10 protein-coding genes are annotated in these 12,016 nt (G+C 74.7%); 8 read left to right on the top strand and 2 right to left on the bottom strand.

The window, feature by feature from the left end; genetic code table 11:
- The first annotated feature begins 75 nt into the window (after positions 1 to 75).
- Positions 76 to 1,308 carry a radical SAM family heme chaperone HemW gene (hemW, locus tag R4Z62_RS10260; RefSeq protein WP_491519635.1) on the top strand — a complete coding sequence of 411 codons (1,233 nt, stop codon included), beginning with the start codon at positions 76 to 78 and terminating at the stop codon, positions 1,306 to 1,308.
- Positions 1,309 to 1,332: 24 nt separating this feature from the next.
- Here hemW and R4Z62_RS10255 read toward each other — a convergent pair whose 3' ends face one another.
- Complete coding sequence (locus R4Z62_RS10255; RefSeq protein ID WP_491519634.1) at positions 1,333 to 2,136, bottom strand: DUF3097 domain-containing protein; 804 nt, start codon at positions 2,134 to 2,136, stop codon at positions 1,333 to 1,335.
- A gap of 32 nt (positions 2,137 to 2,168) precedes the next feature.
- Positions 2,169 to 2,906, bottom strand: a complete 738-nt coding sequence (locus R4Z62_RS10250) for an MBL fold metallo-hydrolase (RefSeq protein ID WP_491519633.1) — start codon at positions 2,904 to 2,906, stop codon at positions 2,169 to 2,171.
- A gap of 311 nt (positions 2,907 to 3,217) precedes the next feature.
- Between R4Z62_RS10250 and hrcA the strand changes: the two genes are divergently transcribed.
- The 7 genes from hrcA to R4Z62_RS10215 all read left to right on the top strand — a co-directional run bounded on the left by hrcA (position 3,218) and on the right by R4Z62_RS10215 (position 11,954).
- Positions 3,218 to 4,234, top strand: coding sequence for a heat-inducible transcriptional repressor HrcA (gene hrcA, locus R4Z62_RS10245; RefSeq protein ID WP_491519632.1), 1,017 nt, complete (start codon positions 3,218 to 3,220; stop codon positions 4,232 to 4,234).
- On the top strand, positions 4,235 to 5,371 hold the full coding sequence (gene dnaJ / locus R4Z62_RS10240) for a molecular chaperone DnaJ (protein WP_064533101.1): 1,137 nt from the start codon (positions 4,235 to 4,237) through the stop codon (positions 5,369 to 5,371). It abuts the gene before it with no gap.
- Between the two features lie 132 nt (positions 5,372 to 5,503).
- Complete coding sequence (locus tag R4Z62_RS10235) at positions 5,504 to 6,601, top strand: nitronate monooxygenase (RefSeq protein WP_491519631.1); 1,098 nt, start codon at positions 5,504 to 5,506, stop codon at positions 6,599 to 6,601.
- Positions 6,598 to 7,347 (top strand): 16S rRNA (uracil(1498)-N(3))-methyltransferase, encoded by a 750-nt coding sequence (locus R4Z62_RS10230; protein WP_064533099.1) that lies wholly within the window; start codon positions 6,598 to 6,600, stop codon positions 7,345 to 7,347. The genes R4Z62_RS10235 and R4Z62_RS10230 overlap by 4 nt, the downstream gene beginning before the upstream one ends.
- 35 nt (positions 7,348 to 7,382) lie before the next feature.
- Positions 7,383 to 7,775 carry a VOC family protein gene (locus R4Z62_RS10225; RefSeq protein ID WP_491521857.1) on the top strand — a complete coding sequence of 131 codons (393 nt, stop codon included), beginning with the start codon at positions 7,383 to 7,385 and terminating at the stop codon, positions 7,773 to 7,775.
- Positions 7,776 to 7,919: 144 nt separating this feature from the next.
- Positions 7,920 to 8,582: a hypothetical protein gene (locus R4Z62_RS10220; RefSeq protein ID WP_491519630.1), complete on the top strand. Its 663-nt coding sequence runs from the start codon at positions 7,920 to 7,922 to the stop codon at positions 8,580 to 8,582.
- Between the two features lie 114 nt (positions 8,583 to 8,696).
- Entirely contained in the window at positions 8,697 to 11,954 is a 3,258-nt protein-coding gene (locus R4Z62_RS10215; protein WP_491519629.1) for a S41 family peptidase, read from the top strand.
- Positions 11,955 to 12,016: the final 62 nt, after the last annotated feature.

Here is a 12,016-nt window from a genome sequence, read left to right as displayed (position 1 = left end):
CCTCCCGGCTCCCCGGCCTCCCGGCCGACTCCCGTCGCGTCCGGTCCACCGGTCCGATGCCGGACAATGGAAGGCATGCCTTCCGCACTCCCCGACGGCGAGCCCGTCCCCGCCGACGGCGCGCTGCCCGTCTCCGCGCTCACCGGCGCCGCAGGCCGGCCGCTCGGGTTCTATCTGCACGTCCCGTACTGCGCCACCCGCTGCGGCTACTGCGACTTCAACACCTACACCGCCACCGAGCTGCGCGGCACCGGCGGTGTCCTCGCCTCCCGCGACAACTACGCCGAGACCCTCGTCGACGAGGTCCGGCTCGCCCGCAAGGTCCTCGGCGACGACCCGCGCCCGGTCCGCACGGTCTTCGTCGGCGGCGGTACGCCCACCCTGCTCGCCGCCGGTGACCTGGTCCGGATGCTGGCCGCGATCCGGGACGAGTTCGGTCTCGCGCCCGACGCGGAGATCACCACGGAGGCCAACCCCGAGTCGGTCGGCCCGGCGTATCTGGCGGCCCTGCGGGAGGGCGGCTTCAACCGGATCTCCTTCGGCATGCAGAGCGCCCGGCAGCATGTGCTGAAGATCCTCGACCGCACCCACACGCCCGGCCGCCCCGAGGCGTGTGTCGCCGAGGCCCGCGCCGCCGGTTTCGAGCATGTCAACCTCGATTTGATCTACGGCACACCCGGCGAGTCCGACGACGACTGGCGTGCCTCCCTGGACGCGGCCCTCGGCGCGGGCCCCGACCATGTCTCCGCCTACGCGCTCATCGTCGAGGAGGGCACCCAGCTGGCCCGCCGGATCCGGCGCGGCGAGGTCCCCATGACCGACGACGACGTGCACGCCGACCGCTATCTGATCGCCGAGGAGACGCTGTCCGCCGCGGGCTTCGAGTGGTACGAGGTGTCCAACTGGGCGACCTCCCGGGCCGCCCGCTGCCTGCACAACGAGCTGTACTGGCGCGGCGCGGACTGGTGGGGCGCGGGCCCCGGCGCGCACAGCCACGTGGGCGGCGTGCGCTGGTGGAACGTCAAGCACCCCGGCGCGTACGCGGCGGCCCTCGCCCAGGGGCGCTCCCCGGGCGCCGGGCGCGAACTCCTCACCGAGGAGGACCGCCGGGTGGAGCGGATCCTGCTGGAGCTGCGGCTGCGCGAGGGCGTACCGCTGGACCTGCTGCGCGAGGCGGGCCTCGCGGCCTCCCGCCGGGCGCTGTCGGACGGCCTGCTCCAGCGGGAGCCGTACGACGCCGGGCACGCGGCGCTCACCCTGCGCGGCCGGCTGCTGGCGGACGCGGTGGTGCGGGACCTGGTCGACTGAGCGACCCGGGCCGGCCAGGTGGCTCTACGCCGGCTCCGTCACGAAATCGATCAGTTGCTCGACCCGCCCCAGCAGCTCCGGCTCCAGATCCCTGTACGACCGCACCCGCCCGAGGATCCGCTGCCAGGCCGCGCCCGTGTGGTCCGGCCAGCCCAGGGCGCGGCAGACCCCGGTCTTCCAGTCCTGGCCGCGCGGGATCCGGGGCCACGCCTCGATGCCCAGCGAGGACGGCTTCACGGCCTCCCAGACGTCGATGTACGGATGCCCGACGACGAGCGCGTGCTCACTGGTGACCGCCTCGGCGATCCGCCACTCCTTGCTGCCCGGGACGAGATGGTCGACGAGGACGCCGAGACGGGCGTCCGGGCCGGGCGCGAACTCCTCGACGATGGCGGGCAGGTCGTCCACGCCCTCCAGGTACTCCACGACGACGCCCTCGATGCGCAGGTCGTCGCCCCACACCTTCTCGACCAGCTCGGCGTCGTGCCGCCCCTCCACGTAGATGCGCCCGGCGCGGGCCACGCGCGCGCGTGCGCCGGGGACGGCGACCGAACCGGAGGCGGTACGGGTGGGACGTACCGGACCCGAGGCGGGCCGCACCAGCGTCACCGGGCGGCCCTCCAGCAGGAAGCCCCGGGGCTGGAGCGGGAAGACGCGGTGCTTGCCGAAGCGGTCCTCCAGGGTCACCATGCCCGCCTCGCAGCGGATCACCGCCCCGCAGAATCCGGTCGCCGGCTCCTCCACCACGAGCCCCGGCTCGGCCGCCACCTCGGGCACGGCCCGCGGCTTCTTCCAGGGCGGGGTGAGGTCGGCGGAGTACTGGCGCATTCGAGTGACGATAGGGAGATCCGGGGCCGCGGTCAGCGCGACACGCCGAAGCGGTCGGCCAGCGCGTCGCGCTGGGCCCGGACGAAGGCGGCGTCGACCACCGCACCGTGCCCGGGGACGTAGAGCGCGTCCTCGCCGCCCAGCGCGAGGAGCCGGTCCAGCGCGGCGGGCCACCGGGACGGCGCCGCGTCCGGGCCCGCCTGCGGCTCGCCGGACTCCTCGACCAGGTCGCCGCAGAAGACCACCGGCCGTCCGCCCGGCACCGGCACCAGCACCGCCAGGTCGTGCGTGCTGTGCGAGGCGCCCAGCTCTGCCAGTACCGCCTCCCGGCCGCCGCCCAGCGGCAGGGCCAGCCGCCCGCAAACCTCGCGGCCGGGGACCGGGAGGGCCGCCGCGGCCTCCTCGGCCGCCGCCGCGTCGAGCCCCTGGCGCACCGCGTCCTCGCGCAGCTCCGCGCGCCCGCGCGCGTCGCCGAGCACCGTGCGCGCCCCCTCGGCGGCGAGGATCTCGGCGCCGTCGAACGCCGCCGCCCCGAGCACATGGTCGAAGTGGGGGTGTGTCAGCGCGAGATGTGTCACATCGCCGCCGGTCAGCTCGCGCGCCCGCGCACGCAGCCGCGCGCCCTCGGCGAGGGAGGAGCCCGCGTCCACCATCAGCGCCGCCCCGGCTCCGGCGACCAGCCCGACCGTGCAGTCCCACCCCGGGAGCCGCACCCGCCCCACGCCGTCCGCCAGCCGCTCCCACCCGAGCTCTTCCCAAGTCACGGTCATACCGGAACGCTAGGGCCTCTCGTTCGGATCATGCCGGGCTCGCGTGCCCTGGTGCCGTCCCTCGCGGCGTTGTCGTCGGTTGCCATGGCTCCGCCATGCCGCCCTCCTCCGCCTTGCGAGGCACGGCACCAGACCCCGCTCCCTCATCCGGCCTGATCCGAACGAAAGCCCCTGGCCTTCCCCGGACCGGTCACCTGGACCAGTCTTGCCCCCGGCGTACCCCACGGCCGTACACTGGGCCGGGGAATGCTGGCACTCGAATGCGCCGAGTGCCAGGCGGAAGCCGAGGGACGACTCTGGAGGTGTGCGCGATGCTCAGCGAGCGACGGCTTCAGGTGCTGCGCGCCATCGTCCAGGACTACGTCGGCACCGAGGAGCCGGTGGGCTCCAAGGCCCTCACCGAGCGGCACAACCTCGGCGTCTCACCGGCCACGGTCCGCAACGACATGGCGGCCCTGGAGGACGAGGGCTTCATCGCCCAGCCGCACACCAGCGCGGGCCGGATCCCCACCGACAAGGGGTACCGCCTCTTCGTCGACAAGCTGGCCGGGGTCAAGCCGATGACCGCGCCCGAGCGGCGCGCCATCCAGAACTTCCTCGACGGCGCCGTCGACCTCGACGACGTGGTGGCCCGCACGGTGCGGCTGCTGGCGCAGCTGACCCGGCAGGTCGCCGTGGTGCAGTACCCGTCGCTGACCCGTTCGACCGTGCGGCACGTGGAACTGCTCGCGCTCGCACCCGCGCGCGTGATGCTCGTGCTGATCACGGACACCGGCCGGGTCGAGCAGCGGATGATCGACTGCCCGGCGCCCTTCGGCGAGACGTCCCTCGCGGACCTGCGGGCGCGGCTGAACAGCCGGGTCGCGGGCCGCCGCTTCGCGGATGTGCCGCAGCTGGTCGAGGACCTCCCCGACGGGTTCGACCTGGAGGACCGGGGCGCGGTCGCCACCGTGCTGTCCACCCTCCTGGAGACCCTCGTCGAGGAGAACGAGGAGCGGCTGATGATCGGCGGCACCGCCAACCTCACCCGCTTCGGACACGACTTCCCCCTCACCATCCGGCCCGTGCTGGAGGCGCTGGAGGAGCAGGTCGTCCTGCTGAAGCTGCTCGGTGAGACACAGGACCAGGGCATGACCGTGCGCATCGGTCACGAGAACGCCCACGAAGGACTCAACTCCACGTCCATCGTGTCGGTCGGTTACGGTTCGGGCGGCGAGGCAGTGGCCAAGCTCGGCGTGGTCGGACCGACCCGCATGGACTACCCGGGAACGATGGGAGCGGTACGCGCAGTGGCACGGTACGTCGGACAGATCCTGGCGGAGTCGTAAGTGGCCACGGACTACTACGCCGTTCTCGGCGTGCGCCGCGACGCGTCGCAGGATGAGATCAAGAAGGCGTTCCGCCGGCTCGCGCGCGAGCTGCACCCGGACGTCAACCCCGATCCGAAGACCCAGGAGCGGTTCAAGGAGATCAACGCCGCCTACGAGGTGCTGTCGGACCCGCAGAAGAAGCAGGTCTACGACCTCGGCGGGGACCCCCTCTCGCAGTCCGGCGGGGCCGGCGCGGGCGGCTTCGGCGCCGGTTCCTTCGGCAACTTCTCCGACATCATGGACGCGTTCTTCGGCACGGCCTCGCAGCGCGGACCGCGCTCGCGCACGCGCCGCGGCCAGGACGCCATGATCCGGCTGGAGGTCGAGCTGGACGAGGCGGCCTTCGGCACCACGAAGGACATCCAGGTCGACACCGCCGTCGTCTGCACCACGTGCAGCGGCGAGGGCGCGGCCCCGGGCACCACCGCCCAGACCTGCGACATGTGCCGCGGCCGCGGTGAGGTCTCGCAGGTCACCCGGTCCTTCCTGGGCCAGGTCATGACCTCGCGGCCCTGCCCGCAGTGCCAGGGTTTCGGCACCGTGGTGCCCACCCCGTGCCCGGAGTGCGCGGGCGACGGCCGCATCCGCGCCCGCCGCACCCTGACGGTGAAGATCCCGGCGGGCGTGGACAACGGCACCCGCATCCAGCTCGCGGGCGAGGGCGAGGTCGGCCCCGGCGGCGGCCCCGCCGGCGACCTCTACGTCGAGATCCACGAGCTGCCGCACTCCTCCTTCCAACGGCGCGGCGACGACCTGCACTGCACGGTCACCCTGCCGATGACGGCGGCGGCCCTGGGCACCAAGGTGCCGCTGGAGACGCTGGACGGCCTGGAGGAGGTCGACATCCGGCCGGGCACCCAGTCCGGGCAGTCGATCCCGCTGCACGACCGGGGCGTCACGCATCTGCGCGGCGGCGGCCGGGGCGACCTCATCGTGCACGTCGAGGTGCAGACGCCGACCAAGCTCGACCCCGAGCAGGAGCGCCTGCTGCGGGAGCTGGCCGAGCTGCGCGGCGAGGAGCGGCCCCAGGGGCAGTTCCAGCCCGGCCAGCAGGGCCTGTTCTCGCGGCTGAAGGACGCGTTCAACGGACGCTGAGCGGGTCCGCCCGGCCGCGTCCGGGCGGGGAAGCGCTCCCAAGGGCAGCCACCGGTATCGGTGGCTGCCTTTGGCATATGCCAGAGGACGCCCGGATGCGGCGGCGTGCCGCGGACGTGACACCATGCGGTCATGTCCTCCGCATTGTCCGCGCTGACCGATCTCTTCCCTCGGCCGATCGTGCAGGCCCCGATGGCGGGCGGCCCCTCCGGGCCGCAGCTGGCCGCCGCGGTCTCCGAGGCCGGCGGACTGGGCTTCATCGCCGCCGGCTACAAGACGGCGGACGGCATGTACCAGGAGATCAAACAGGTGCGCGGGCTGACCGGCCGCCCCTTCGGCGTCAACGTCTTCATGCCCCAGCCCGACCTCGCGGAGTCCGGCGCCGTCGACCTCTACGCCCAGCAGCTGGCGGGCGAGGCCACCTGGTACGAGACGGAGCTGGGCGACCCCGAGTGCGGGCACGACGACGGCTACGACGTGAAACTCGCCGTCCTGCTGGACGACCCGGTCCCCGTGGTCTCCTTCCACTTCGGCGCCCCCACCCGTGAGGTCGTCGACTCCCTGCACCGCGTCGGCACCTACGTCCTGGTCACCGCGACCACCGTCGACGAGGCGCTGGCCGTGGGCCGGTCCGGCGCGGACGCGGTGATCGCCCAGGGCGTGGAGGCGGGCGGCCATCAGGGCACCCACCGCGACCAGCGGGAGAACGACGGCGCGGGCATCGGCGTACTCTCCCTGGTCGCGCAGGTCAGCGAGGCGGTGGAGCTGCCGGTCATCGCCGCGGGCGGCATCATGCGCGGCAGCCAGATCGCCGCCGTCCTCGCCGCCGGCGCGAGCGCCGCCCAGCTCGGCACGGCCTTCCTCGCCACCCCCGAGTCCGGGGCGCACGCCCTGCACAAGCAGGCCCTGACCGACCCGCTGTTCCCGCACACGGAACTGACCCGCGCCTTCTCCGGACGGCCCGCCCGCGGCCTGGTCAACCGCTTCATGCGCGAACACGGCCCCTACGCCCCGGCCGCCTACCCGCAGGTCCACCACCTCGCCTCCCCGCTGCGCAAGGCGGCGGCGCAGGCCGGTGACCCGCAGGGCATGGCGCTGTGGGCCGGACAGGGCCACCGCCAGGCCCGCGCCCTGCCCGCCGGGGAACTGGTCCAGGTCCTGGCGGCCGAACTGGACGCCGCCAGCGGCGCGTTGTCCGCCCGGCCGCGGACCGGAGGCGACCCCCGATGACCGCACCGGTGTTCGTCGCCGAGGGATTGGCCGACGAACCGGCCGACGCCCGCGGGGAGTTCGTGCTGGACGGCCCCGAGGGGCGGCACGCCGTCTCGGTGAAGCGGCTCCAGCCCGGCGAGCGGGTGGTGCTCACCGACGGCGCCGGCCGCCGGGCCGAGGGCGAGGTCACCGCGGCCGAGGGCAAGGACCGGCTCGTCGTACGGCTGGACGCGGTGACCGAGGAACCCGCGCCCTCGCCCCGGATCACTGTCGTCCAGGCCCTGCCCAAGGGCGACCGCGGCGAACTGGCCGTGGAGACCATGACGGAGGTCGGCGTCGACGCGATCGTGCCCTGGGCCGCCTCGCGCTGCATCACCCAGTGGCGGGGCGAGCGGGGTCTGAAGGCGCTCGGCAAGTGGCGGGCGACCGCCCGCGAGGCCGGCAAGCAGTCCCGCCGGGCCCGCTTCCCCGAGGTCGCGGACGCCGCCACCGCCAAGCAGGTCGCCGCGCTCGTCGCCGGGGCCGACTTCGCCGCCGTCCTGCACGAGAGCGGCCACGACCCGCTGGCCACCGCCGACCTGCCCGCCCACGGCGAGATCGTGCTGATCGTGGGCCCCGAGGGCGGCGTGTCCCCCGAGGAGCTGGCGCTCTTCGCGGAGGCGGGCGCGCGGATCTGCGTCCTCGGGCGTACGGTGCTGCGTACATCGACCGCGGGGACCGCGGCGGCGGCCCTGCTGATGGGGCGTACGGGCCGCTGGTCCTGAGTCCGCGGTCACCGACCGCACAGGGGGACATGACCGTGGAACTCGCCCAGGTCCGGCTGCTCGTCACCGACTTCGCCGCCTGCTACCGCTTCTACGCCGACGTGCTCGGCCTCAAGCCGCAGTCGGGCGCCGAGCAGGGCCCGTACGAGAAGTTCAGCCCGGCCACCGGTTCGGCGGGCATCGCCCTCCAGGACCGGGCGATGATGGCCGAGGTGCTGGGGGAGCTGGGGGAGACCGCGACCGGGCACCGCTCGCTGGTGGTGCTGCGCGTGGACGACCTGGACGCCTACTGCGCGCAGCTCACCGCCCGCGGCGCCCGACTGGCCCACGGCCCGGCGCCGATGGGCGACCGGATGCGCGTCGCCCACCTCAAGGACCCGGAGGGCAACCTCGTGGAGTTGCAGGAGTGGCTGCTGCTGCGCTCCTGAGCATGCGCCGTGCGCCGTGCGCCGTGCGCCATGCCTGCGCTGCACGCCGTGCCCTGCGCTGGGCGTCGTGCGCGGGCGCGCACGGCGCGCGCGTGGCCGTATGCGCTCTACCGCCGGGGGCGGGCCGGTGGCATTCTGCCGGGTATGCGGGTATCGAGGCGGATCCGGCACCTGCCGCGCGGGCGGCGGACGATGGCCGTGGCGGCGCTCGTGGCCGCCGCGGTGGGCGGCCTGGCCGCCTGCGACCCCGGCGGCGGCCTGAGCACCACGACGGTGTCGTACACGACCGACCGCACGGCCACCGCCGAGCTGAACCGGCGGCATGTCTCCGTGAGCTGGTTCAGCTGCACCGCCCGCTCCCGGGACGGCGGCAAGGCGTCCGCGCCGGACCGGCAGAGCGGCCCCTCGCCCGCCGCGTCCCGGTCCGTGCTCGCCTCCGTGGACTGCCAGGGCCGTACGAAGGACAACCGGAAGATCACCGTCACCGGGCAGGTCGACGGGACCGTCGACGGCGCCTGCGTGCGCGGGGACCTGACCGCGAAGGTGGGCGGCAAGGTGCTCTTCCACGCCGACGGCCTCGGCGACTGCCGCGCGACCACCGTCCCCACGTACCGGCCGTCCACGTACCGGCCGTCCACGTACCGGCCGTCCACGTACCGGCCGACCACCTACCGGCCGCCCACCCGCCTGCCGACCACCTACCAGCCGCCCGCGCCCCGGCAGCCGGGGCCGACGGTCACGGTCACCGTCACCCGCACGGTGTGGTGCGGCACCGATCCCGGATGCCCGCCCGTCCGGGGCAAGTAGCGGCGCCGGGGCCCGCCGTGCCGGGACACGCGGACCCGGGGAGACCCGGGGAAGTGATCGGCGAAGTGATCCGTCCCCCTGTCCGGGACCGCGGGCGCTGCGTAGGGTGACCGGGTGACTCAGTCAGCATCGTCTGCATCGACCGTACCGTCCGCGTATCTCCGCTTTCCGCACCTGCACGGGGAGTTGGTCGCCTTCACCGCCGAGGACGACGTGTGGCTCGCGCCGCTGGACGGCGGGCGGGCCTGGCGGGTCAGCGCCGACAACGTGCCGGTGAACCACCCGCGCATCTCGCCCGACGGCACCACCGTCGCCTGGACCTCCACCCGCGACGGCGCCCCCGAGGTGCATGCCGCGCCCGTCGCCGGCGGCCCCGCCACCCGCCTGACCCACTGGGGCAGTTGGCGCACCCTGGTGCGCGGCTGGACCCCCGGCGGCGAGGTCCTCGCGATCAGCACCCAGGGCCAGGCCAGCCTGCGCCGCAGCTGGGCCCGCGCCGTCCCGCTGGACGGCTCCGAGGCCGCCGTCCTGCCCTACGGCCCGGTCGGCGACGTCGCGTACGGGCCGCACACCGTGCTGCTGTCCGCGCCCATGGGCCGCGAGGCGGCCTGGTGGAAGCGGTACCGGGGCGGCGGCGCCGGAAAGCTGTGGATCGACCCGGAGGACACCGGCGAGTTCGTCCGGCTGCACGCGGACCTGGACGGCAACATCGAGTACCCGCTCTGGGTGGGCGACAGGATCGCGTTCCTCTCCGACCACGAGGGCACCGGCGCGCTGTACTCCTCCCTCGCCGACGGCTCCGACCTGCGCCGCCACACCCCCGCCGAAGGCTTCTACGCCCGGCACGCCGCCACCGACGGCATCCGCGTCGTCTACGCGAGCGCCGGTGAACTGTGGCTCCTGGACGACCTGGAGGACGCCGAGCCGCGCCGCCTGGACATCCGGCTCGGCGGCCCGCGCACCGACCTCCAGCCCTACCCGGTCAACGCCGCCCGCTGGTTCGGGTCCGCCGCCCCCGACCACACCGCGCGCGGCAGCGCCGTCTCGGTGCGCGGCGCCGTCCACTGGGTCACCCACCGCTCCGGCCCGGCCCGCGCGCTGGCCGCCGAGCCCGGCGTGCGCAACCGGCTGCCGCGCACCTTCCGCGCCGACGGCGAGGAGTGGGCGGTGTGGGTCACCGACGCCGAGGGCGAGGACGCCCTGGAGTTCGCGCCCGCCACCGGCCTCGCGCCCGGCGCCACCGCGCGCCGGCTGGCCGCCGGGCAGCTCGGCCGGGTCCTGGAACTGACCATGGCCCCCGACGGCAGCCGGGCCGCCGTCGCCGCCCACGACGGCCGGCTGCTGCTCGTCGAACGCGAGAGCGGCGAGGTCCGCGAGGTCGACCGCAGCGACAACGGCGACGTCACCGGCCTCGCCTTCTCGCCCGACTCCGCCTGGCTCGCCTGGTCGCACCCCGGCCCGAGCCCGCTCAGCCAGCTCCGCCTGGCCAACACCACCGACCTGTCGGTCACCGAGGCCACCCCGCTGCGCTTCCACGACTACGCGCCCGCGTTCACCCTGGACGGCAAGCACCTCGCCTTCCTCTCGCACCGCTCCTTCGACCCCGTCTACGACGAACACGTCTTCGACCTGGCGTTCGTGGAGAGCTCCCGCCCGCATCTGATCACGCTGGCCGCGACCACCCCGTCGCCGTTCGGGCCGCAGCGCCACGGCCGCCCCTTCGAGACCGCCGACAAGGACGAGACCCCGGACAGCGAGGGCGCCCCGGCCACCCGGATCGACCTCGAAGGGCTCGCCGACCGGATCGTGCCCTTCCCGGTCGAGGCCGCCCGCTACTCCAACCTGCGCGCCGCCCGCGACGGCGTGCTCTGGCTGCGCCACCCGGTGACCGGAGTGCTCGGCGCCGCCCGCGCCACCCCGGACGACCCCGACCCCAAGACCGAGCTGGAACGCTACGACCTCGCCCAGCAGCGCCTGGAGCATCTGGCCGCCGACGCCGACCACTTCGAGGTCAGCGGCGACGGCAAGCGCGTCCTGCTGTGGTCCGACGGCAAGCTCCGGGTCGTGCCCAGCGACCGGCGCGCCTCCGGCGACGAGGACAGCGACTCCAACATCACCGTCGACCTCGGCCGGGTGCGGCAGTACGTCGACCCGGCCGCCGAGTGGCGGCAGATGTACGAGGAGACCGGCCGCATCATGCGGGACCACTTCTGGCGCGCCGACATGAGCGGCGTCGACTGGGACGGCGTCCTGGACCGCTACCGGCCCGTCCTGGACCGCGTCGCCACCCACGACGACCTGGTGGACCTGCTGTGGGAGGTGCACGGCGAACTCGGCACCTCGCACGCCTACGTCACCCCCTACGGCGCCTTCGGCGACGGCGCCCGGCAGGGGCTGCTCGGCGCGGACATCTCCCGGCACGAGGACGGGAGTTGGCGGGTCGACCGGATCCTGCCCTCGGAGACCTCCGATCCGCACGCCCGCAGCCCGCTCGCCGCGCCCGGCGCCGCGGTGCGCGCCGGGGACGCCGTCGTCGCGGTCGCAGGCCGCCCGGTGGACCCGGTGGCCGGACCCGGACCGCTGCTGGTGGGCACCGCCGGGAAGCCCGTCGAGCTGACGATCTCACCGGCCGGCGGCGGGGACGTACGGCACGCGGTCGTGGTGCCCCTCGCCGACGAGGAACCGCTGCGCTACCACGCCTGGGTGACCGACCGCCGGGCCTACGTCCACGAGCGGTCCGGCGGGCGGCTCGGCTATCTGCACGTGCCCGACATGCAGGCGCCCGGCTGGGCGCAGATCCACCGCGACCTGCGCGTCGAGGTGGCCCGCGAGGGCCTGGTGGTGGACGTGCGCGAGAACCGCGGCGGGCACACCTCCCAGCTGGTGGTGGAGAAGCTGGCCCGGCGGATCGTCGGCTGGGACCTGCCGCGCGGAATGCGTGCGGAGAGTTATCCGCGCGACGCCCCGCGCGGCCCGGTCGTCGTCGTCGCCAACGAGTTCTCCGGTTCGGACGGCGACATCGTCAACGCGGCCGTCAAGGCGCTGGGCATCGGCCCGGTCGTCGGCACCCGCACCTGGGGCGGCGTGATCGGCATCGACAGCCGCTACCGGCTGGTCGACGGCACCCTGATCACCCAGCCCAAGTACGCGTTCTGGCTGGAGGGTTACGGCTGGGGCGTGGAGAACCACGGCGTGGACCCGGACGTGGAGGTCCTCCAGCGCCCGCAGGACCACGCGGCGGGCCGCGACCCCCAGCTCGACGAGGCGATCAGGCTGGCCCTCGAAGCGCTGGAGGCGACCCCGGCCAAGACCCCGCCCGCGCTGCCCGGACAGGGGGACCGACCCCGCACAGCGGAGAGCGCGGGGGACTGACCCGCACCGTGGGGAGCGCGGGGGACTGATCCGCACCGTGGGGAGCGCGGGCGGGCCGCGCA

Source organism: Streptomyces sp. PL-25 (genome assembly GCF_058344915.1).
The sequence above is the reverse complement of the archived record's forward strand: the minus strand, read 5'-3'. Positions and strand labels throughout refer to the sequence as shown.